This window comes from Nostoc sp. DedQUE05 (genome assembly GCF_034530955.1).
Classification (GTDB): Bacteria; Cyanobacteriota; Cyanobacteriia; order Cyanobacteriales; family Nostocaceae; genus Nostoc.
On the sequence record NZ_JAVRCB010000001.1, the window covers coordinates 227,097 to 250,143 of the forward strand.

Genomic DNA, 23,047 nt, shown 5'->3' on the forward strand with positions numbered 1-23,047 from the left:
CCGACGAGTTAGCTGTGATAGGAGCCGAAAACTGAATATCCTACTCAAGGGGTTTAAAATCTCATATACAACAAGTGTTTGTGTTGGGGTAACAGTCCCCCTTACAAAACGTATAGCACAAGCCTTCGTGGTTAGGACATTAACAGATGATAAAACTTAGACACAACAAGACTTTTCACCCAATCCCCAGTCACCAGTCCCCAGTCCCTTGCTATAACTGTTTAATCATATCTGCAAAATGATTTAAATAAGATTACAATCGGTGGGCTACGTATAAAGTTGTTAAGTAACCTTTAGTAATTTGACCATTGAATTTGGTATTAATTAATTCAGCGATCGCCTCAAAAAAACGCGCTTTTGTAATGCGATCTAAATTTATATGACCGGAGTAAGTATTTAAGAGATTGAGATAACTTGCACTGTTGTATGTTGCATCCCATCGATAAGAGCGATAAATTACTTCACCAAACAAACCTGTTTGCTCAATCTCAGCTGTTTTATTAGGGACTTTCTGTTCGCGCAAAGGAGGCTCATCGTCTTTAACCAGTTGAGGAGCTAAAGTTTGATATAGCTCCTGTACTTCTTCAAAGAAGCCATTACTAGCATCACTATATACGTGTTCATTCCAAAATAGTGCGATCGCTCCTTTAGATGTGAGGGCAAGATCCGTTTTTTTGTAAGCAATACTTAGGTCAAGCCAGTGGAAAGCAGTCGCCGAAATCACTAAATCAAAAGCATTTTCTTGGATCGCCCAATCCTCAAAAGCGATGTTACGCACTTCTACTTGCGGATAAGCAGCCAGATTTTTTTGGGCAACCGTAGCAAGATTCTCACCCAACTCAATACAGAGTATACGATAACCTCGGCGGGCAAAGGGCACAGTTGCCTGACCAGTACCACAACCAATCTCTAATATCCTTCCGTTTGGAGTGATTTCTGAAAGAGACACCACATCGTCAAAAAGCGCTTCTGGATATCCTGGTCGAACTTGGTCATACAACAGTGCTACTTGATTAAAAGTGGTTCTTAAGTGACTTCTCTCGTCTGTCATCGAATTTTAGATTTTGATATTGATTCATAGTTTAGTAGGATGCGATTATAGAAATTAGCCCTATGCACCGCAAATCTTGGTGGTGCATTACGAGAACAGCGATAATACACCCTACGAAACTGTTCCTCGTTCCCTTTTCCCCAATTACAAATTAGGGTAAATACTCCAGCCATCAAGAAAATTAAAAAGTTGCGTTTTCTAGATACTGTTAGTATGATATGTTGCCAATTTTTTCAGGCTTAATGTTCACTGCAAATGCTCAGGGCTTGATTTCTGACGGGAGTATAGCAGCATATTCTTTAGGAGTAAGTGTTACATCCTTGACATTAATCTTTTTAGTGATGAATTTTTGCTTATAGAACAAGTCAGATATCTCTTGCTGTCCTGCTATAACCTTATCGGTAATCCGTCTGATGCCAAAACGCCGACGCTTGACTATTGTTTCTAAGGTTGGTAAATCAAGCTTGGTATCACGCCCGACAATTTCGGCAACTTCTCGCGTATTTGCTTTAGACCAATTGCCTAATTTGTAGACTTCTTCAAGGACAATTTTTATTAGCTCAGGGTTCTCTTTCACGAAGCTACGTGCAGCTATCCAATAGCCTCCTTGGGTTGAAAGTCCTTTAGCATTACGAAGAATCCGAACTTTTTCCGTTCTCTGAAATATAGCCAGGTGGGGGTCACTTAGCACAGCTGCATCAATGCTTTTACGCGATAATGCTGCACGAGTTTCTGGTGCTATCAGATTGAGATGTTTGACATCTTTTAGCTCTAGTCCTCCTTCTTGTAAAGCTTTAACCACAAAGTATTGACTAGCGGTAGCTCTTTGAAAGGCAATTCCCTTACCTTTTAAATCAGCTATAGTTTTGATGGGGGAGTCTTCCGGTACTACGATCGCCGAACCTTCACCACTACCCGGTATAGTATTAGCAAGAAGAACAAAAGGAATACCAGTTGCTTGGGCAAATATGGGTGGAGTTTCACCAACAGCACCGACATCCAAACTGCCGACATTTATTGCTTCTAAAAGCTGTGGCCCAGCTGTAAATTGCGCCCACTGCACTTGAATACCCAAGGGATTCAAGCGTTTCTCTAAAACTTGTCTACTTTTGGTGATATCCGCAGCAGTAAAATAGCCAATTCTTAATAATTTTGTCTTAATGCCACTAGGAGCTGCAACTGCTGCCTTTTCTCGTGTATCTGGTGCTTTACAACTTACTAAAGTTGTGGAGAGAGTAAATATTCCAGCTACTAATAAAATTAGAAAGTTGCGTTTTCTAGATATTGCTACCATGATGTATTACCAATTTTCTGGGGTTTAAAATACAGGCTTTAATTAAAAAACTGATTTTGGAATGATGTAAAAGTTCAAGATGGGAAATTTTTTATTTTGCGGTTAGACTTTGTTTGCTAACTCTCTCATCTAAACAATCTACTGCAACTCGACCAAATTACAGTAGATTATAATTGCACGAACTTTACCACAAGCTAATTTAAAAATCAAGCAGCGAGGATGACGGTGCTATTGATGCAAGTGGTAAAAAAAAGAAACAATAGGTGTGATACTAGCGCGATCGCAGTTTACACCAGACTAGTCTGGAAGAAGCGATTAGCAGGGCGCGCCAGACCGAGATTTTCACGCAGCGTTGTACCCTCATACTCTTTGCGGAAAATCCCACGGCGTTGGAGTTCTGGCACAACCTTATCTACGAAATCGTTCAACCCTTCAGGAAGATAAGGGAACATGATGTTGAAACCGTCAGAGCCTTCCTCAAACAGCCACTTTTCCATCTCATCAGCGATGGTTTGGGGTGTGCCGACAAAAGCCAGTCCGCCATAACTGCCAACACGTTGCGCCAGTTGTCGAATCGTCAAATTCTCACGTTGCGCTAGGGATATTACTCTTTCTCGTGAAGAGTGACCAGCGTTAGTCGGTGGGATTTCTGGCAAGGGGCCGTCTGGATCAAAACCTGAAACGTCGTAGCCAAGCGCACTATTTAAGCTGGAAATTCCACTGTCATAATGTACGAGGCTATCTAAATAAACACGCTTTGCCTGTGCCTCGGCAACGGTTTCCCCCACAACGACTAAAGCACCTGGAAGGATTTTTATACTGTCTGGGTCACGTCCAATTGTCCGCGCCCGTCCCTTAATGTCTGCAAATAAAGCTTTGCCAGCTTCCAGATTACCCGCAGGTGCAAACACAGCCTCGGCGGTTTCGGCAGCTAATTGCCGTCCGGCTTCGGATGCGCCTGCCTGAACGATTACCGGCCAGCCTTGGACAGGTCTGGCGATGTTCAATGGCCCTCGCACCGAGAGATATTTTCCCTGATGATTCAGAACGTGAAGCTTTGCAGGGTCAAAATAAATCCCTGCTTCTACGTCTTGAATAAACGCATCGTCAGCAAAGGAATCCCAAAGACCCGTGACAACATCATAAAATTCTCTAGCCCGCCGATAGCGTTCATCATGCTCTATCTCTTCTTCTAATCCAAAGTTGAGCGCTGCATCTGGATTGGCTGTGGTGACGATGTTCCAGCCAGCGCGACCGCCACTAATATGGTCGAGAGACGCGAAGCGGCGAGCGATGTGGTAAGGCTGGTCATAGGTCGTGGAAGCGGTGGCTACCAGCCCGATGTGTTCGGTGACGCTGGCAAGGGCAGAAAGTAGGGTGAAAGGTTCGAAAGAGGTGACAGTATGGCTGCGTTTCAGAGCGTTAACTGGCATATTCAGCACTGCTAAATGATCTGCCATGAAGAATGCGTCAAACTTGCCTTGCTCTAGTTTCTGGATGAATCGTTTCAGCGCTGGAAAGTTAAAATTAGCGTCAGGCAAAGCCCCAGGATAGCGCCAAGCGCCTGTGTGTATGCTTACTGGGCGCATAAAAGCACCTAGTTTTAATTGCTTCGATCTGCTCATCAGTCCTCCATATTAATGACATAGATTGGGTGCAATAAATTTTCAATTTCTGGTAACATATTGCAAAAAATAATTGAACCAAGAATACAACACAAGCCTCCAAAAATTAAAGCATTTGTTGCATTAAATATACTTGCTAATCCACTTATAAATAAATTGCCAAATGGAATGATTCCCATCACGGACATATTATATATACCCATGAGCCGACCTCTTTTTTCATTATCTGATATTATTTGTAAAACAGAATTACTAGATGAATACTCTAAAATATAGCTACAACCTATTATTGGAACTATCATTAAAGAAAACCAAAAGCTTCTCGACAATGAAAAGGTAATTAATGCTATACCAAATATAGCCGGAGCAAAGGCAATAATTTTACCAAGCCTAACTAAATTTGTTTGGGAACTTAAATAAATGCCACCACATAATGCCCCCAGTCCTGACGCTCCCGTTAATAAACCCAGAGTAGTGGAATCTCCTTGAAGAATTTGAATGGCAAAAACAGGCATAATTCTTAGATACGGCATTCCAAAAAAACTGAGTAATGCTATCAATAGTAAGATTGAGCGAATAGGCAAAAAGTTATAAGCATATGTAAAACCTTCTTTTAAATTCCACCAAATGTTATTTTGATAATTCCGGCGTACTATTGTTAGTTTGTTAATTTTAATTGCTAATAAAGCTGTAATGATAGTAATGTAACTAATACCATCAATTAAAAAACAATGTCCAGGAGAAAGACTAGCAATTATAATTCCTGCGATCGCCGGAGCTATAATCCGCGAACCGCTAAGTAAAGAAGAATGGAGAGCGGTTGCATTACTAATGTCTTCTTTAGTTTCAATTATGTCCATTATGAAAGCATAGCGAGCAGGTATCTCAACGCTACTGAGTAAACCTTGTAATATACTTGCACAAATTATCTGCCAAATACTGATTATTCCTCTGAAAGCAAAAATTGCTAAAGCTAACGAGAGAATCATCATGATAAATTGCGCAGTAATTAAAATATTACGTCGATTAAACTGCTCTATCCAAATACCAGCTAAAGGGCTAACTATTAAATTAGGAACCTGGCTCAGAAAACCAATTAAGCCCAGTAAAGCTACTGATTCTGTTTGAGAATAAACTAGCCATGCACAGGTAGTTTCTGTCATAAAACTACCAATCATAGATAAACTTTGACCAGCAAAAAATAGACGGTAGTTTCTAGACTTAAAAGATTGCAAACTCTGGGTCACACTCATATTGAGTAGATACTTCTAATATACCTAAGGACATCTTTGCTAAGACGACGGTATGAAATAGTAATGGCTTAACAGCTGCAATAATCTCGATAGAGTTTGTGGCTTCTGCCATCTATTTTTGCACCTAGAATAAATATACTGCAAATCGGTAGGCTTATAGTAGTAAACTATGAGATTTGCATAGGTGAGGATAAAAAACACTATGGTAAATCTATATATATCAGGGTTTTCGTGAATTGAATTTATAAGTGGCATTAAAAAAGGAGGCAGTTACTAACCACCTCCTGACAAATTAAAGCTTGGATGGACTGAGAAATGCTTTGACAGCAGCCTAGAAACTTTGCTAGCTGCGGCTCAAAAACATAATCAAGACCACTCCCAGGATAATCGATCCACCGCCAAGGATGAATGACCAGAAGCGATGGTAACTGTTGACGATAGTGCCATTTTCGCTCTGGAGTTGAATTAAATCCATCCAAGGCGCAACACCTCGACGGAACCAACCTACAGCCCCAACTTGTTCGCCTATCAAGCTTTGGACTCGCTTCATCCCAAACAGGAAATTGCCGATAGGGCCAAAGCGTGAGGCGTAATGCAGATAAAGCATTCCGCTACGATCTTGAATTTTTAAATCGGAACCAAATTTATAACCAGCGTCGCCACGACCAATAAGTTGACCTTCAAGTTTTGCAGGTTGTCCGCGTAACGGACTGGCATAAGGGTCTGACATCAAGGTGAGAATATCGGTTTTTGGTGCTTGCTTGTAGTCGGGGAACATCACCAAAGCTTTGATGAGAATTCCAATCCCTAAGCCAATTAGTGGCGCACCCAATACTAAACCTGTGTTTTGCGAACTTGACAACAAAATCACACCCATTACTAAGCCAACGAAGAAACCAATTGTTTCAGCACCGTACAATACAACATCTAAAAAGAAGTTGCCGTAAAGCCTACTTTTATTAAGAGTTTTTCCTTCTCCAATAACTCGCCCCATATCAAACTCAGTCGGTAAACCCAATTGTTCGGCATAGTTGCTCAATGCACGAACTCGTTTCCCTGTCAAGGGATGAGTGGAATTTAACTCCATCCACCAGCCCCAAGGGTTAAACATATCCCACAGAAAGACGCGACCGATTTTTTGCGTATCGGATGCAATGCGGTAGGCGGTTCCTGTGGAAGCGGCGGCTTTATGGTCATATATACCCAAGGCGCGAGTTCCTTCAATTAAACGGCTGGGTTCTTGTGTGCGCGAACCTTCTTCTAAAATTCCATAAGCAATCTTCACCAAAGCGCGGGACAATCCATTGGGATTACCCGTACTTTCGGCTGCAAAGTGGTCAGCAAAATATTCTCGTGTGCGGGAGAGGTACAGCACTAGATAAGTACCGACGACATAAAACACGTAGGCAACTAGGGCAGCAGTTTGCATCGCATCTTTAATTTTGCTATCGCCACCACCACGCCCAAATCTTCTGGCTGTACTGTAAATCAAGTAACAAATTTGTACTAAGGTAGAAGCTACTGTCATCACTGCAAAATCCCAGTGGACGATGTGCCCCAATTCGTGAGCGTAGACGGTAGCAATTTCATCGTCATCGAGGTATGTGAAAAGTCCTTGACTGACGACTAAACGAGCGCTGTTTGGCAATGAGCCATAAGTAAAAGCCGTGGGGTTTTGGTCGTTAATAATTCCCAAGCGCGGCGTTTTCAGCTTTTTCTGCTCGCAGACTTGGCGAATAACTTTAGCTGTCTCTGGACTGAGGGTTTCAACTTCTGCCAACTCTACCCAGCGAGTTTGGTAAAGCCAGCCTTGAGTTAAGTCCATGATGAATGGAGATATGAAAAAGGCGGCGATATTAAAAACTAGGGTAATACCAATTGCGATCGCTAATCCTTGGAGTGGATTATCGCTACCCAAAATAAATACTAAGCTCAAACCTAAAGCCAACACCATGCCAAACAGCAAGGTCATGGTGACACCAGAAGCTAACGCCAAACTACCACCCACTCCCCCCATCGCTAATTTCATCCCAGTCGTAGCAGCGCGACCAGCTTTTCGGCTAACGTTAGATGGTGTTTGGCCCAAGGATTGATTGGCTTGTTCTGCCCAACTGCGAACCTGGGGATTTTCGCTCATGATTAGCTTTTGACACACGGCCTTGGCTTTTTCGGTTTCGCCTATGGCTTGATAAGCTTTCATCAGCCACATCTGTGCTGAAAGATAATCTGAGGAATTGTGTTCAGCGCAATCGCGGCAGAATTGTTCGAGTAATTCAGCCGCTTCTTGATAACGTTTTTGGTTTAAGGCATTTAACGCAGATTGCAATGACATAGGATCTCCCTACTAAAGGAGTGGTATTTGATCTATCAATACTCAATAGATCCAGCGATGTCACTGCAATTTCGTAAAAATTTAATTAATAACAGTATAAAATATTTACTTAAGTAAAAGACTAGAGAAACATATATTACTATGTCTCTCTAGCCTGGGGAACGCATAAATCATGTTTAAGACTTTCAAATAAAACCTGTAATAATACTTATAATATTTTTGCTGCGGTAAACTTACTACCTCTTTGTCCGTGTTGATATTTAGAGAATACATGTTTTCAACCCAGCCTTACTTCACCCGATTAGAGTAATTATTGATTACCCAAATGGTTCACCCGATTGGAGGAAGACGAATGATGAACATAACCTGAGATTGATAAGATGAGGAAAAAGTAAAGATTTGTACTATGACTATTTTTGATATTGCTTCTCCCCTAACTGCGATCGCCGGACAAACTCGCCAAGCTGCAAGTAAGCTAGCGATTCTCTCCACTGAGGCAAAAAATCAGGCACTTGAAGCGATCGCCCAAGCTTTAGAATCATCTAAAGATGAAATTTTACAAGCAAATATTGCTGATTGTAAAGCTGCTACTGCCGAAGGAATTCCCCAACCACTTTATAAGCGCTTGCAGTTGGATGAACATAAATTAAGAGATGCGATCGCTGGGGTACGAGATGTTGGTAAGCTAGCCGATCCAATTGGTAAAGTGCAGATTCACCGCGAACTTGACACTGGCTTAGTTTTGAAGCGTATCACCTGTCCTTTAGGTGTTTTGGGGATTATTTTTGAAGCCCGTCCAGAAGCGGCGATTCAAATTGTTTCTTTAGCAATCAAATCGGGAAATGGTGTAATTCTTAAATGTGGAAAGGAAGCAGTACGTTCTTGTGAAGCGATAGTTAAAGCTATTAAACAAGGATTATCGCAAACTACTGTTAATCCAGATGCGGTACAGTTGCTCACAACTAGAGAAGAAACCTTAGAACTTTTGAAGTTAGATAAATATGTGGATTTAATTATTCCCAGAGGTTCTAATTCCTTTGTGCGCTTTGTGCAAGAAAATACACGAATTCCTGTATTAGGTCACGCTGATGGAATTTGTCATCTTTATATAGATAAAGCTGCCGATATTTCTAAAGCAGTTCCGATTACCGTCGATGCCAAAGCGCAATATCCTGCTGTTTGTAATGCAATTGAAACTTTGCTAGTTCACCAATCGATTGCGGCAGAATTTTTACCAAAAGTTGCTGAGGCTTTGCAAGAACGCCATGTGGAATTAAGAGGCGATCAACGCACGTTGAAAATTTTACCTAACATTGTACCTGCAACAGAAACCGACTGGGAAACAGAATATAGCGATTTTATTTTATCGATAAAGATTGTAGACTCTATAGAAGATGCGATCGCACATATTAACGAATATGGTTCTCGTCATACCGATGCCATTATCTCTGAAGATCCAGCATCTGTTGAAACTTTCTTTGGACTAGTAAATTCAGCGAATATATTCCACAATTGTTCTACCCGATTTGCTGATGGCTTCCGCTATGGTTTCGGTGCAGAAGTAGGAATTAGTACGCAACAAATGCCTCCCCGCGGCCCCGTTGGTTTAGAAGGATTAGTTACATATAAATATCAAATGACTGGCGATGGTCATATTGTGGCTACTTACACCGGGGCGAATGCTAAAGCTTTTACTCATCAGGATTTAGTGTAAAAGATTCTCCAAATTATGGGCTTTAGTAACGCTAAAAATACACCGGATAAATCGGTGTATTTTTTATATTAATAGTTTATTTAAGTTATCAAAATTTTTAATTGAGACATGGCATCAATCATCATTTAAAAAAACTCATGACTGAACCATTGCTTTTAGATTTTTCAATCGGATTACTACTTTGCATAAGTTTATGCATATTTTACGAATTTACTATTATCTTCTATGTAATGATGCATATTTACTTAACATTTTTAGCCTTTTTTATAAATATATTTATCAATTTCTGGGAAACATTAAGTGAATTACTAATCAATCCTTGGTCGATTGTTGGTTATCTTATTCCTTTTATCGTACAAATTTCATTTGCAGCTATTTGCGTCATTCTCAGAGCTAATTTAAACAAAGTTACAGTTCTCCAGGATGTAATTATAGTTTGTGTTACTCCTGCTGCAATTGTATCTTTAGCATTTGTTTTTCCCAATTTACAAAAATTAGTCTCATCAGCAGCTAAGTTCAATGTTTATAACGGCTTTAATATTTTGGGGTTGATTAGTAATACATTTATTTTAATATTGGGTGGCTTACTTGGATTTTATATACAGAATATGATGCGGTAATCGAATCAATGAGTCTCACTATAAATAGACTAGATAAATCGGTATATATTTTATGTTAATAGTTTATCTGAGTTGTCAAAAGTTTTAATTGAGCCATGCCATCGATCATCATTTAAGAAAACCTCGTTAAAAGCTCCATTAGTGTATTGACTAATTACTTTACCCCAAAAAGCTTGTGCGCCTAAGTTCAAAGCAGTCTGCCGTACTTCCCAACAGCCGGGAAACTGGTTGAAAATGTGAGTAGCTACCTGTTCACCAATACCCTGACTTCGATATTTCTTGAGGATAAAGAACTCAGCAATAGACATAGCATTGTTATCTTGATAAAGATAGGTGTGCTGATTAATAAGTATAAACCCTGCCAGTTTCTCGTCAACTTTAACTAGAAATGGATGTCGCTCAGGTTCTGTCCAATAGTAATCAAGATATTGATAACCAAACAAGCCGCAGCTATCTACATCTTTAGCTTCTATCTCACTCAGGTCATACTGGTATAGTTCCATTAAATTACACAGCACTGACTTCTGTTGTTGAGTAGCTTTTACCACTTCGATTTTCATAAAGCATCTACGATACTGAAACTAAAACATAATGAGCGCCAACGATTTGAACAATATCTCACATGCTAATTGGGAAGCATTGAAATCGATGTCAGATGACGATGTTGATTATTCTGAATATTCCATTATTAAACGATGAGTTTTTCGAGAAGGCAATGTTGAGATTGCCAGCAACTGAAGCACAGAACTTAATTCAGATTGATCCAGATATGATAGCTTGGTTTCAATTCCAGGGTGTCGAACACAAAACACTTATCAATTCTCTCTTGCGTCAACATATCAAATCTTTGAGACGAAGCGATCGCTTCAAGAATCTTGACTCGAAACGGTTAGTTCTAGAGTTAACATTAACCTATCAGGCCAGTTACAAAAAAATAGATTTGGCATGAGTAGCAAAATATCCAAGGTCGGTATTATTGGTGCGGGTAATGTGGGTGCAAATGTAGCAAATGCTTTAGTGCTACTCGGTAAATGTGTAACAGTCGTCCTTTTTGACCGAACTTTATCAAAAGCTGAGGGGCAAGCATGGGATATTGAAGACACCATTCCTTTACTTAAAGACATGGAAATTATAGCGTCAAATCAGTATGAAGATTTAGCTGATTCTGATGTGATTGTCGTGACTGTTGGGGTGCGGCAAAAAGAAGGACAAAGCCGATTAGATATATTGAACGATAATGCAGAGATCGTGCGTTCGACGATGAAAGAATTGGATCGAGTTGCACCGAATTCAATCGTACTTATCGTTAGCAATCCAGTGGATGTACTAACACGGATTGCGATCGCCAGTTCTACTAGAGCAGAAAATCTAATTTTGGGTTCGGGAACCGTTCTTGATACTGCTAGACTAAGATATCAACTTGGTAAGCGACTGAACGTTAGTAAACAAGACGTTCATGTTTATGTGATTGGAGAGCATGGAGACAGTGAATTTGTCGTTTGGTCTAATGCATTTATTGGGGGAATTTTGTTAGCTGAATTTCCCATACCACAAGGAGCAACGCTGGAACAAATTCAGCAAGAGTACGCAGAGTTAACCCGTAAACGAGGTTATAACATTTCTAAACGTAAAGGAAATACTAGCTATGGCATATCAATAGTAGTTTGTCAGTTAGTTGATACCATCCTGCGAGATGAAAAGCAGATATTTCCAGTATCGGCCAGAGCAGATTTTAACTATGGAGTTGGCAGTGAAGTTGTTCTTGGACTTCCATGTATCATTAGCTCCCAAGGTATTGAGCGCCAACTGGTGTTACCAAGAAATGCTCATGAACAACGTTTATTAGAAGAGTCAGCCGCCAAACTGAATGAAGCCTACAATTCTTTGGATAATTAAAATCAACTCAAATAGTCTGTTTAAAAACGCCCTTTTTTGAATGTCAAACTAAGGCTTTAAGTAAAGCTTGAAGTTTAAGTTGCACCTCTGCAAACTCTTTGTGAGGATCGGAGCCAGCCACGATACCAGCACCAGCATACAATCTTGCGCGATCGCCGTATTTAAAATTTATATAACAGCAAAATCAGTATACTTTCTTACTTCGGTAGGTTGAAAAGCTAGAACGATACGATCTTTAGGAATGCCGACACTGACGAATTCGTTAGCAATACCATCTTCAGTACCATCTCTTTGAATCCAAATTTTATCGTTGATAATATCAACGTGGACAAGGCACCCATGTACTCGTTGTTTGTTTTCCCAGCCAAGTGTGAGTAGTAGGTAATGGTTTGCATTTTCATCAATAATTAGCTGTCTTTCTAGTTCTCCATGAGCGTAAGGAAGTTGGGCATATTCGGCTAATATTTTTTCAATTATTTGGCGATAATTATCTAAGGTATCCATTCTAGAATCACCTCTAGTTCTGAATCGAAGACGAGTAAACAAAGACGCTGATTTTCTATCAATATCTTACCAATTGGTTCTTGAAATAATTCTAAGTATGTTTGTTGACGAATAGCAAGATACAAGCGGCGGTCTGGTTCTAAGCGACTGAGAATATCGTAGTATAAAATATATTGTCCCAAAGCCTTTTCTAATTCGGTTACTGGAGAAGCACCGATAAAGCTTTTAACTTCTACTGCTATTTTCTGTCCGCTTTTTTCTGCTGCTATTAGCTTTTGGGCACCTAAATCAATATATAAATCTCTTGCACCCCATCTTAAGATAAATGGATCGTTGGTAATATGCCAACTCTCTTTTTCAAGAGCGTTTCTAACAGAATTGTGGTAAATATCTTTAGCTGGCATACAAGATTAGTAATTAACTTTAAACTAAGGCTTTCAGTAACGCCTGAAGCTTAAGCTGCACCTCTGCAAACTCCTTGTCAGGATCGGAGCCAGCCACAATACCAGCACCAGCATACAATCTGGCGCGATCGCCATCAATCAATGCTGAACGAATTCCCACAATAAACTCACAGTTACCCTGAGAATCTATCCAACCCAGAGGTGCAGCATATAAACCTCTCTCGAAGCTTTCATAACGACGAATTTCGGCACAAGCTACATCTTGTGCTGCACCTGCAACGGCTGGCGTAGGATGCAATTGTCCGACAATCTTTAATGGGTGTATGTCATCGGGAACCATAGCACTGATTGGTGTCCATAAATGCTGGATATTTGATAATTGTCGCAATCGCGGTGCTAATATTTGCGGTAATAAACCTAACTGGGATAGGCGTTGTGTAATGAAATTAAGCACTAGGGAATGTTCATGCTTTTCTTTTTCACTATTTAGTAAGCGATTAGCATTAGCTGCATCTTCAGCAGGGGTTTTACCTCGTGGTGCAGAACCAGCTAAAGCATCAGTGATTAACTGTTGATTATTAATACTAATTAATCTTTCTGGACTTGCACCAATAAAATTTTGTCCTTTGCCATTACTTGTAGAAAAAATATAACAATTAGGATGGTTTTGTCTAAGATTATTTAATGATTTAACTAAGCTAAAGTTGTTGCTTGATTTTACATCTAATATATCTGCTAATACAATTTTGCTTAAATGACTAGACTGAATTTTTTCTAAAGCAGATACTACTGAACGTTTAAATTGGGCAGCATTTGTGAGAGATTTTTTATATAAGTTTCTAGAAAAATAATCAATATTAGTAGAGTAATTTTCTAAAGTTTGGATAAATTCAATTTTATTTTGAATTTTCTCCAACAATCTTTCAATATTTACATTTGGATTGATAATTATATTTGTTACTAATATGCAACGCTGATTTTTGACAGCTACTTGCCAACGTGGAAGAAAAATGGTAGCAGATGGAAATGGATAATCTACTTGGGCATTTTTATCAAAAAAGCTGAAATAACAAAAAAAGTGAGGCCCAGAAAAAGGTTGGTTTGCGTTACCAAAATTAATTATATTTTTTAGACAAGATTTGATAAAATATTCTGCTTGATTAAAACGGTCTGAGCCATCAATCTGTAATTTTGCTACAGCATCAATTGCTGCGATCGCTTCTCCTTTACCTCTGTCCTCAAAGTAAAAATTTATTTCATTTGCTTGTGTAAGTTTATCTAATACAAGTAAAGGGTCAACTAAATCAATTTCTTGGGAAACACTGACAATTTGTCTGCAATTATTTTTGACGCACTTTTCTTGCACTGTTACCAGAAATTGATATAAATCTTTGTGCTTTACAAAGAAGTTGCTACGACATGGTAAAACTGTCATGGATTTAACGATAGTAAATTTTTTTTAAGTTAACTTCCTAAAGTGTAATTAATCGTGGTCGTATTTTTACAGGTAACATATTAAGTTGCTATTTCACCAGCGTAGGGTTTGCCTTATTTGTGGTGTTCTCAGACTATGATAAGACAGTTTCAGCCTGAGACTGCAACGTGAGGGTGAGTATTAACAACACCAGGTTAACAAGCCATAGTAAAAGTGACAGTTGTTTGTATATCACCCATATCTAGCGTCTCTTTAAACCATAAAATCTCAAGTGAGAGTAATATTCCGGTAATTTAATTAATCACAACTGATGACTACCAAGCAAATTTTATATCCCAACACTAAGTTATGGATGGCAGCGATTAAACCGCCAATGTATAGCGTTGCCATTATGCCCATTTGGGTGGGAACAGCAGTAGCATTTGCCGAAACTAAAACTTTCAATACTGTAGTATTTTCTACTTTTGTAGCTGCGGCAATCTTAATTCTTGCCTGGGAAAATATCAGTAATGATGTGTTTGATTCCGAAACAGGTATCGATCAAAATAAGCACCATTCTCTGGTGAACTTAACAGGCAATAAGCCATTAATATTTTGGATAGGAAATTTTTGTTTAGGTTTGGGGTTGCTGGGCATACTAGCGATCGCCTTTTGGCAACATGACCTAACTGTTATCGGCATTATTTTACTATGCTGTGGTTTAGGCTATACATACCAAGGGCCTCCCTTTCGCTTAGGATATCAGGGTTTAGGCGAGATTATTTGCTTTTTTGCCTTTGGCCCCTTAGCAGTGGAGGCAGCATATTATAGCCAAACGCAAACTTGGTCAATGACAAGTTTAGCAGCTTCAGTGATCGTCGGGATTGCCACAACCTTAATTTTGTTTTGCTCACACTTTCATCAAGTTAAGGATGACATAGCCGCAGGCAAGCGATCGCCTATCGTCCGTCTCGGAACAGCAAAAGGGGCCAAACTCCTAGTTTGGTTCACTGCTAGCATTTATCCTCTCACCTTGCTATTTGTGCTATTGGGGATTTTTCCAGTTTGGACGTTACTAAGTTGGGTAAGTTTACCCTTTGCCTTCAAATTATGCCGCCACGTCCAAGAAAATCACAATCAGCCGGACAAAGTTAGTAACTGTAAATTCATTGCCGTAGCCGTGCATTTCTGGGCTTGCTTGCTGCTTGGACTGGGATTTATACTTTAGCAATTACTAATTGATGCGTTATCAATTTAAATTTCGTCCATATCAGCGAAGGTTTTTGCGATCGCTTACCACCAATCACGGTAAGTGGGAGATTCGTGAAGGTATTATCCTCCGTCTCACCGATGAATCAGGTAAACTCGGCTGGGGAGAAATCGCCCCCATCAGTTGGTTTGGTTCCGAAACCCTAGAACAAGCCTTAGACTTTTGTCGCCAACTCCCAGAAGAAATCACAGACGAGATAATTTTCTCCATCCCAGATGAGTTACCTGCCTGTCAATTTGGCTTTGAGTCAGCCTATGAGATGAGGAGTTGGGAATCGGGAGTAGGCAATGTGAACTGGGGAAGTAAATTCTTTTCAATGCCCAATGCCCAATGCCCAATGCCCAATGCCCAATCTTTCAGTGCCTTATTACCATCTGGGAAAGCGGCTTTAAATCAATTGGAAACTCTATGGCAGCAAGGATATCGCACATTTAAGTGGAAAATTGGTGTGGATGCGATCGCTGATGAACTAGAAATTTTTGAGTCACTGATACACACCTTACCAGCCTTTACCAAACTACGATTAGATGCCAACGGTGGACTCAGTTATGAAGAAGCTAACTTATGGCTGCGGACTTGCGATAATCTCAAGGCAAATGCAGAACTACCCCTAGAAATTGAATTTATCGAACAACCGCTACCCGTTGAGCAATTTCAGCAGATGTTGGAATTGAGTACGAGTTATGAAACTGCGATCGCTTTAGATGAATCTGTCGCCACACTTGGACAACTCGCCGCCTGTCATCAACAAGGTTGGCGAGGGATTTTTGTCATCAAGCCTGGGATAGTTGGCTCGCCATCTCGTCTGAGAAAATTTTGCCACCAGCATGAAATTGATACTGTATTTTCATCAGTATTTGAAACTGCGATCGCTAGACTTGCAGCACTCCAACTCGCAGCCGAATTATCCCAAAACAACAGAGCAATTGGTTTTGGCATAGACCATTTTTTTGAACAAGAAAAAACGTGGTTTCAAGTTTATGGAACGACCTTTAGACTGTCTTAATCACCTAACTCAGAATGATTGGCTTATCGGTTATGACAGCCGTCAATTTAATCAAATAGCTCAAGAATTATATTTAGAACTAACACAATTATCAGCGTGTGGAACACCACCAAAAATCATCTTAGCCGAACGCGAACCATTACGATTTTTAGCAAGTTTTATTGCCGCTTGTGCAGCTAATTGTCCAGTTTTTCTTTGTAACCCCGATTGGGGAACACAAGAATGGCAACAAGTCTTTGATTTAGTACAGCCAGATATTGTTTTGGGAATGGGGAATGGGGAATGGGGAATGGGGAATGGGCATAATAATAGCCAATGCCCAATTTCCAATAGCATCATGATTCCTACGGGTGGTTCATCAGGAGAAATTAAATTTGCCATCCACACTTGGGAAACTCTCATCTCATCGGTACAAGGATTTACAGAATACTTTCAAATCAAACAAGTTAATTCATTTTGTGTATTGCCGCTATATCACGTTAGCGGTTTAATGCAATTTATGCGCTCTTTTACCACCGCAGGTAAACTAGCTATTCAACCATTTAAAGCCGTAGAATCCGGTCAAATATTAAATATTAAACAATCAGAATTTTTCATATCTTTAGTACCAACACAGTTACAACGCCTCCTGCAAAATCCAGAATTAACTGAATGGCTATCACAATTTAATACCGTACTTTTGGGAGGTGCGCCAGCATGGAATGAACTACTAGAAAAAGCCAGATTTCACCGCATCCGATTAGCACCTACTTATGGCATGACAGAAACCGCCTCTCAAATTGCTACCCTCAAACCAGACAATTTTCTCAGTGGTAAAATTAGCAGTGGTCAAATTCTTCCCCATGCCAAAGTAACTATTCGCAATCAGCAAGGCGAAATTTTAAATTCCAATCAAATCGGAAATATCACCATTTATGCTCAATCCTTAGCCCTTGGTTACTATCCTAAAACTAGAGAAAATCAAACTAATTTCCAAGTAGATGATTTAGGCTTTTTAGACGAACAAGGTCATTTAAATATAGTCGGACGTAACAGCGACAAAATTATTACAGGTGGCGAAAATATTTATCCAGCAGAGATTGAATCAGCTATACAAGCCACTCAAATGGTTGCTGATATTTGTGTTATCGGCATTCCCGATAAATACTGGGGACAAGCCTTAACAGCGATTTACATTCCCAAAAAATCAGATATCTCTGCCTTAAAAATCCAAACCCTACTCAAAGACAAACTCAGCAAATTTAAAATTCCAAAATATTGGATTCCTCAGCAAAACTTACCTCGTAACTCCCAAGGTAAAATTAACCGCCAAAAGTTACAACAAATAGCTACAGAATTCCTCCAAAATTCCATCACATAATCTCTCTCGACCTTCTTCTCTCTGCGTCCTCTGCGTCTCTGCGGTTCGTCTCCAACCACTGAACTATCTCATCAGGTAATTCCTGCTTACTTCTACTACTTGCATCAATACAAACATGGCGAGTAATAGCCTTAGCAACTATCACTTCACCCACAGTAATTTCGTAAGTAATTTCAAACTTCTCAACACCTATTTTTTGGGGAATTAAGCTAATCAGCAACTTGTCCCCACCAAACATAGGACGCAAAAAATCGACACTAGCATGAACAATGGGAAAAGCTACAGATGGATTAGTAAAAAAATCTTTGAGATTAATACTTGATGCTTCTAAAGATTCTTCATAAGCTTCATGGCAAATACCCAAAACATTAGCAAAATAAACTACTCCAGCAGCATCAGTATCTTGAAAGCGAACCGTGCGGTTATAAGTAAAAGGCATTTTTGACAATTGAATATTAAAAAACAGCAGGTTTATCCCCTGCTTTACAAACTAATTTTATTGCAACTAAGTAAGTCCGCGATCAAAATTTAATTTCCCCAATTCTGAGTTATGTATCGATTTGTTTAGCCTCATTCAATGCTTTGGGGTTAAATATATGCTGAGGAAAGGCGATCGCTTCTACATTGACTCCAACGGCGGAACCTCGAAGTCATTAAACGAGGAAACATTGTAAGACGAAGTGCCTAAAGCCTTCACCAGCTTACCGTCGAGAGTCAGCAAAGTAGCACCTAACTGCTGTGAAAGTGCTACATAAGAGCCATCGTAGGCAGAGATTCCATAATTTAATGCGATCGCAACTGCATCCGCCATCAAATCAGCTGTCGAGACAACACGCAAGGGGAAGTTTTTGAGAGTTGCTAAATCTGCTGGCACATCAGCAACAGCATAAAGTCTGGCGCGGACATACTTCCAAATGATGTTGCCACACTCAATGTAAAACAGGTCTGGGACAAAGATCGCAGTTTGGGGATTGGCAAGATGAGCAAACAGTTGATTAACTTTCGGAGTTAGTGGATCGTCTGGTATAAATTGCTTAATAGCTACACTTGCGTCTACAACACACCTGAGAGGGATAGTCATCTGTCTCGGTCTTCTCGGATTAAGGCAGTACTATCAGGCCATTCCACATCAGTCTGGCGACTCTCACGGCGAAGGCGAATTTCCTCTAAGAGTTTTGGGACATTTTTTCGCTTTTCGTCTTCTGTTGGCTGTGTTTCCGTTTTTAAAGCTTCTTCTAATAGAGTTATGACTTGGGCGTTAATTGAACGGTGCTGAGATACAGCTAACTCTTGCAGCTTTGCATACAAATCATCGGGTAAATTTCTTACATAAAGGGTAGCCATCGCTTTACCTCAAAGTAGAATTTATCAAGATGATAGCACTATGCAAGCAAAAGGAGAGAGTGGGGCGATCATATCTCACTCTTGATAAAGTTTAACTAAGTTCCAATTATGATTATAATACCCAAAAAAATCAGTAGAATTGTGACTTGACCCTTAAAACCTATGATTCATAAATAAAAATTAATTTGACACTTAGATTTAATCTAGATATTCATAAATAATTACTTTGGAGAATTAATTCTTGTGAGCAGCAATAGTTCAAGTCCATTAAAGGTTGTTCTTTGGCAACCTTGCCGCTGGGGTAAAAAATACTTAGATACCAACACAAATGCTTTAGTTGAACCGACATTCTATCAAGAAGAAATTTATTCTTGGGAACCGTTTGGAGATCCCTTTGGCTCAGTGACTAGCAGTGAGCAAACTCAGCGTCTAAGAGAAGAATTGATTGAAAAGTTTACACTAGTAATAAAACCTGAAAAGCGTGGAATAGAACAGTTTAAGCAAGTCATCCAAGTAATAGACGAGATATTATCTAATGACGAATCATCTTGGAGTGATTTAGAAGAGCTTGGACGCTTATCTAATAGTGATAGTGTCAACCTTCGTCAACATCAACTTCTGGCCTTACGCCAGCATATTCAGTGGGTGTGTGATACGTTTGTTAATGTTCCAGATGTCAATGTGTCCCTTCATTAAAATAATAACCTTATGAAATTAAAATTGTTTAGTAAAGAAGATGCACTAAAATGTATCGCCCAAATAGGTAAGGATGGGGAGCCATTTGAAATATCTCTTGGTGAAGATATTTGTTTTGGACGTGACAAATGGGTGAATGTTGGAACTATTACATTACAGCCAGGAGGGCAATATATTGAAAATGAAACTAGATATGATGAGTATTGTGCAGCTAAATTTGGTGGTTTTGAATGGCAAATACTATCCTTAGAGAAACTCAATGACAATATTACTGAAGCTCTTGAGAATCCACAAAGTAAAGATAGAGTTCAGAAGGCTTTCAGAGAAGGATTGCAGGATGTACTCCGAAGAACATTATTACTTTTACCTATTTTTGATGTTGAAACTATTGGCAAAATACCTTTGCAAAAACCGATAACTATTGTTACAGATACATCAGCTATTCACCAAGGAGGGCTTGATTTTATATGTCGGTTTCTTAGTCCTTGGGCAAGAATAAAAGTACCAGCTATTGTTCACATGGAAATAATTAATCAGGTAGATAGGTACTTTGCAACTCGCAGAGATAGTCAAAAAAAGAACAAACCTGTTGCTGCGGCACTTCGAGAACATATTCTCAGCCAGGGTGGTCAACGAACTTTACTTCGTCTAGAATTTTCGGATGCAGAAATAGAACGTGGTGACTTAGGTGCAGATCCCCTGCGGGGTATTGTGACACCGAGTAGCGATCCTGAAGATGGTAATCTTAAACTACAAGAGATTGTTAGGAGTTTTGCTGATCGTCTGATTTTAGAAACTGCACGACGCTTCCAAACTCAAGTTCGCCCGGATCATGCCCTAGCTCTTCTAACTAGTGATCAAGGTCTAGCCAGAATGACAATGGCTGAAGGAATGGATGTGTTCTTTTTTGAATCTCGTTCTTTTCCTAAATTTGATGGTAGAAAACTCACTGGCTCTCTTTTTCATCCTTTCAGTCAAAAAATATATACAGTATCACTAACAGATGTCCTTTGGGAATTAGCTGTATCGTTTGGTTGCCTGCGCTTGCAAAATTACAACACTAACGAGTCATTAGAGCTATGGGGCATACCTAGTGGGGAATATACTTGGCAACCACTTCACGTTAAAGATGATCTTCTTTGGGGAATTTTTAACTCTGGAACATCCTCTACAACAACAGATAATACCTCTATTGCGCTATCAACCGACATAGAAAGCCAAGATCAGACTGATGCAGTTTCTAGCCAAAATATAGAAGCAATAGTTAAGACATATGCATTTAGTCCAGATCAGATGTTCTTACTAATGAAAATGTTAGTAGACAAAGGAGAGCTAACTAATCAAGAGGCTCAAGAAAAATTGGGTTTAACACATCAATCTCGCTATAGCTTATATAAGAATTTTCTGCATAGTGGAAAATTTGTTGAGTTTAATGATAATAAAATTATATGTACAGAATTACTAAAGCTTCTATGGGAAAGCATCCTGAACGAAGATTCTATAAAAATTTTATATTATTTGAAGAAAATACCATCATTTGACGCAATATGTAACTATGTAAATGAAAATGGAAGTGTTGAATATAGCACATTACCAATTTCAAATAAAGCGAAACCAACCTACATAAAGCTAGGTGAGGCAGCTTGTGCTTGGCTAAATATACAAAACCAAAAAGTTGTTGCCACTGATAACATACCTGAACTACCAGATTTTGCTAATTTAGCAGTAGAGATTTATAAATCAATTCGTTCACAGGAAGACACAGAATGGATACTTACTGGCCGCTGGTTAGAAGAATTAGCTATTAAATATGCTGTTCATCCCATCTTAGCTAGAAAGCTGGTGAAAGAAGCACAAGAACAAAACTTAGTCAATGTCTATGCTGAAGGATCTACTCCAGATACTCGTTTTGAACTGCACGATTTGTGGATAATTAAGACAAGTGACGGACTTCCCCAGTTAGAAAAAGTTTATCTGTATCATGGAAATTTTCTTATACCTGGTACATCTGCTGTACGTATCAAGCTAGAAGGAGTTAAAAATGCCTCTTGAAAATCTATTTACAGATGAGGCGACTGCTAACGCACCAGAAGAACAACCTAAATTACTCTATAAAAAGTTTGGTGTGTTGAGTAACCCTTTTCCCAGTGCTGGGCAAACCAGTGGTCATCCGCATATGTCAACAGAAGCAGATAAGCAAGTTGATGCTGCGGTAAAGACATTTTATTCAGATCGCAAGTCTCATGTAATTTCAATAACTGCTAGTCAGGGGATTGGAAAGACTAACCTTCTGAATGCTTATGAAAATGCTTTGCGTGAAAAACTTTCTCAACATGGTTTTTTCGTTATTAGATACGTTCCAGATCCAGAACCATTTTTTGATCCGCTCATTAGGTCTATATTTGAAAATTTGGGAGAAGACTACTTACGTCGTTCAATTGATGCACTTGCAAAGAGGAAGCAAGAGATAGATGATATTGATAAATTATTAGGATTTGTGCGAATGAGCGAAATTAAAATAATGCTTAAGGCTCTTTTGAGTGTTATTAATTCCGAAGAAAAACTAAATGAGCGCCTATCTTTAGCATATCAATGGCTTTTAGGATTACCTGTAAGAAAAACTCATCAAACTGAACTGGGAGTAAATTTTCGTCTAGATACTGTAGAAGCGAAAACAAGAGCATTGCGAGACATTGTATATTTTGGTTCAGAAATGAAGACTTTAGAGGGTATTTTTATTCTTCTTGATGAATTAGAAAAACAGAATGGTAGCTTATCAAAAACTATTGTTTTAAGATATTTATCTGCTCTGCGGGCTTTAATTGATGCACTACCTAAATATCTTTTCTTAATGGTTGCTTTAACTACAGATGCCCTTGAACGTTACCGTGAGATGCTTCCAGCTATTAGAGGTCGTCTTGCTAATGAAGTTCAACTTTCACCTATAAGAAATGAAGAGGAAGCCGTAAAATTATTCAAATTCTACTTGGAACAGGCCAAAATGGAAGCCAGAAATTTTGCACAAAATAAACAATTACAAGAAGGAAATGATGTACTTTTACATGAAGATTCTGCTCGACTCTTATTTCACCAATTATTGAGAGGTAGTAACATTAAAGGCGTGCGGCAACGTGATTACCTTAATGCTCTGTATGAAAAAGCAGATGAGTCCATCCATGAATCTATGCCGGCATTCCTTTAGTTAAGTTTTTTGAAGCTCTTGCTAACTTTAAGAATTCAATAAGCGCTTATCAAGAATAAATC

The 23,047-nt window shown here is 39.3% G+C and carries 22 protein-coding genes and 2 pseudogenes; 10 read left to right on the top strand and 14 right to left on the bottom strand.

Going from position 1 to position 23,047, the window contains the following annotated elements:
- Positions 1-253: 253 nt before the first annotated feature.
- The 6 genes and pseudogenes from RMZ42_RS00925 to RMZ42_RS00945 form a co-directional block, all read right to left on the bottom strand.
- Complete coding sequence (locus RMZ42_RS00925) at positions 254-1,051, bottom strand: class I SAM-dependent methyltransferase (protein WP_322669628.1); 798 nt, start codon at positions 1,049-1,051, stop codon at positions 254-256.
- Positions 1,052-1,310: 259 nt separating this feature from the next.
- Positions 1,311-2,345 (bottom strand): aliphatic sulfonate ABC transporter substrate-binding protein, encoded by a 1,035-nt coding sequence (locus tag RMZ42_RS00930; protein ID WP_322669629.1) that lies wholly within the window; start codon positions 2,343-2,345, stop codon positions 1,311-1,313.
- A gap of 287 nt (positions 2,346-2,632) precedes the next feature.
- Positions 2,633-3,970 carry an LLM class flavin-dependent oxidoreductase gene (locus tag RMZ42_RS00935; protein ID WP_322669630.1) on the bottom strand — a complete coding sequence of 446 codons (1,338 nt, stop codon included), beginning with the start codon at positions 3,968-3,970 and terminating at the stop codon, positions 2,633-2,635.
- Entirely contained in the window at positions 3,970-5,223 is a 1,254-nt protein-coding gene (locus RMZ42_RS00940; protein WP_322669631.1) for an MFS transporter, read from the bottom strand. Before RMZ42_RS00940 ends, RMZ42_RS00935 begins: the two co-directional genes overlap by 1 nt.
- Before the next feature lie 7 nt (positions 5,224-5,230).
- Positions 5,231-5,335 (bottom strand): annotated as a pseudogene (locus RMZ42_RS34605) (alkanesulfonate monooxygenase); the annotation flags it as partial.
- A gap of 231 nt (positions 5,336-5,566) precedes the next feature.
- Entirely contained in the window at positions 5,567-7,555 is a 1,989-nt protein-coding gene (locus tag RMZ42_RS00945) for a zinc metalloprotease HtpX (protein WP_322669632.1), read from the bottom strand.
- A 406-nt stretch (positions 7,556-7,961) separates the two neighbouring features.
- On the opposite strand from RMZ42_RS00945, the gene RMZ42_RS00950 reads away from it, so the two are divergent.
- Both RMZ42_RS00950 and RMZ42_RS00955 read left to right on the top strand, forming a co-directional pair.
- Entirely contained in the window at positions 7,962-9,269 is a 1,308-nt protein-coding gene (locus tag RMZ42_RS00950) for a glutamate-5-semialdehyde dehydrogenase (protein WP_322669633.1), read from the top strand.
- Between the two features lie 137 nt (positions 9,270-9,406).
- Complete coding sequence (locus tag RMZ42_RS00955) at positions 9,407-9,889, top strand: hypothetical protein (RefSeq protein WP_322669634.1); 483 nt, start codon at positions 9,407-9,409, stop codon at positions 9,887-9,889.
- Between the two features lie 50 nt (positions 9,890-9,939).
- Here RMZ42_RS00955 and RMZ42_RS00960 read toward each other — a convergent pair whose 3' ends face one another.
- A complete protein-coding gene (locus RMZ42_RS00960; protein WP_322669635.1) occupies positions 9,940-10,449 on the bottom strand; it encodes a GNAT family N-acetyltransferase in 510 nt (169 codons plus the stop codon).
- A gap of 95 nt (positions 10,450-10,544) precedes the next feature.
- On the opposite strand from RMZ42_RS00960, the gene RMZ42_RS00965 reads away from it, so the two are divergent.
- Both RMZ42_RS00965 and RMZ42_RS00970 read left to right on the top strand, forming a co-directional pair.
- On the top strand, positions 10,545-10,838 hold the full coding sequence (locus tag RMZ42_RS00965) for a hypothetical protein (protein WP_322669636.1): 294 nt from the start codon (positions 10,545-10,547) through the stop codon (positions 10,836-10,838).
- Positions 10,835-11,785, top strand: coding sequence for an L-lactate dehydrogenase (locus RMZ42_RS00970; RefSeq protein WP_322669637.1), 951 nt, complete (start codon positions 10,835-10,837; stop codon positions 11,783-11,785). The genes RMZ42_RS00965 and RMZ42_RS00970 overlap by 4 nt, the downstream gene beginning before the upstream one ends.
- Positions 11,786-11,828: 43 nt before the next feature.
- Here the strand turns inward: RMZ42_RS00970 and RMZ42_RS00975 are convergent.
- From RMZ42_RS00975 to RMZ42_RS00990, 4 genes and pseudogenes are all read right to left on the bottom strand, one after another.
- Positions 11,829-11,942 (bottom strand): annotated as a pseudogene (locus RMZ42_RS00975) (chorismate-binding protein); the annotation flags it as partial.
- A gap of 11 nt (positions 11,943-11,953) precedes the next feature.
- Positions 11,954-12,289, bottom strand: a complete 336-nt coding sequence (locus RMZ42_RS00980; RefSeq protein ID WP_322669638.1) for a XisI protein — start codon at positions 12,287-12,289, stop codon at positions 11,954-11,956.
- Positions 12,277-12,693, bottom strand: coding sequence for an element excision factor XisH family protein (locus RMZ42_RS00985; protein ID WP_322668302.1), 417 nt, complete (start codon positions 12,691-12,693; stop codon positions 12,277-12,279). Before RMZ42_RS00985 ends, RMZ42_RS00980 begins: the two co-directional genes overlap by 13 nt.
- A 19-nt stretch (positions 12,694-12,712) precedes the next feature.
- Positions 12,713-14,128 carry an isochorismate synthase MenF gene (locus RMZ42_RS00990; RefSeq protein WP_322669639.1) on the bottom strand — a complete coding sequence of 472 codons (1,416 nt, stop codon included), beginning with the start codon at positions 14,126-14,128 and terminating at the stop codon, positions 12,713-12,715.
- A 310-nt stretch (positions 14,129-14,438) separates the two neighbouring features.
- Between RMZ42_RS00990 and menA the strand changes: the two genes are divergently transcribed.
- Genes menA through RMZ42_RS01005 form a run of 3 tightly spaced genes read left to right on the top strand, consistent with a single transcriptional unit; the run spans position 14,439 to position 17,743 of the window.
- Positions 14,439-15,335 carry a 2-carboxy-1,4-naphthoquinone phytyltransferase gene (menA, locus tag RMZ42_RS00995; RefSeq protein ID WP_322669640.1) on the top strand — a complete coding sequence of 299 codons (897 nt, stop codon included), beginning with the start codon at positions 14,439-14,441 and terminating at the stop codon, positions 15,333-15,335.
- Positions 15,336-15,348: 13 nt separating this feature from the next.
- Entirely contained in the window at positions 15,349-16,383 is a 1,035-nt protein-coding gene (locus RMZ42_RS01000) for an o-succinylbenzoate synthase (protein WP_322669641.1), read from the top strand.
- Positions 16,358-17,743 (top strand): 2-succinylbenzoate--CoA ligase, encoded by a 1,386-nt coding sequence (locus tag RMZ42_RS01005; RefSeq protein ID WP_322669642.1) that lies wholly within the window; start codon positions 16,358-16,360, stop codon positions 17,741-17,743. Before RMZ42_RS01000 ends, RMZ42_RS01005 begins: the two co-directional genes overlap by 26 nt.
- Here the strand turns inward: RMZ42_RS01005 and RMZ42_RS01010 are convergent.
- From RMZ42_RS01010 to RMZ42_RS01020, 3 genes are all read right to left on the bottom strand, one after another.
- A complete protein-coding gene (locus RMZ42_RS01010; protein WP_322669643.1) occupies positions 17,736-18,182 on the bottom strand; it encodes a thioesterase family protein in 447 nt (148 codons plus the stop codon). The genes RMZ42_RS01005 and RMZ42_RS01010 overlap by 8 nt on opposite strands.
- Before the next feature lie 180 nt (positions 18,183-18,362).
- Complete coding sequence (locus RMZ42_RS01015) at positions 18,363-18,824, bottom strand: type II toxin-antitoxin system VapC family toxin (RefSeq protein ID WP_322669644.1); 462 nt, start codon at positions 18,822-18,824, stop codon at positions 18,363-18,365.
- The gene (locus tag RMZ42_RS01020; RefSeq protein ID WP_322669645.1) at positions 18,821-19,087 is read right to left on the bottom strand and encodes a FitA-like ribbon-helix-helix domain-containing protein; all 267 of its coding nucleotides are present in this window, start codon (positions 19,085-19,087) and stop codon (positions 18,821-18,823) included. The genes RMZ42_RS01015 and RMZ42_RS01020 overlap by 4 nt, the downstream gene beginning before the upstream one ends.
- Before the next feature lie 243 nt (positions 19,088-19,330).
- Here RMZ42_RS01020 and RMZ42_RS01025 point away from each other — a divergent pair, with 243 nt between their 5' ends.
- From RMZ42_RS01025 to RMZ42_RS01035, 3 genes are read left to right on the top strand one after another with little or no spacing between them, the layout of a single operon-like run.
- Positions 19,331-19,783, top strand: a complete 453-nt coding sequence (locus RMZ42_RS01025) for a hypothetical protein (RefSeq protein WP_322669646.1) — start codon at positions 19,331-19,333, stop codon at positions 19,781-19,783.
- Between the two features lie 12 nt (positions 19,784-19,795).
- On the top strand, positions 19,796-21,835 hold the full coding sequence (locus RMZ42_RS01030; RefSeq protein WP_322669647.1) for a hypothetical protein: 2,040 nt from the start codon (positions 19,796-19,798) through the stop codon (positions 21,833-21,835).
- Complete coding sequence (locus RMZ42_RS01035) at positions 21,825-22,985, top strand: P-loop NTPase fold protein (protein WP_322669648.1); 1,161 nt, start codon at positions 21,825-21,827, stop codon at positions 22,983-22,985. Before RMZ42_RS01030 ends, RMZ42_RS01035 begins: the two co-directional genes overlap by 11 nt.
- The last annotated feature ends 62 nt before the right edge of the window (positions 22,986-23,047 follow it).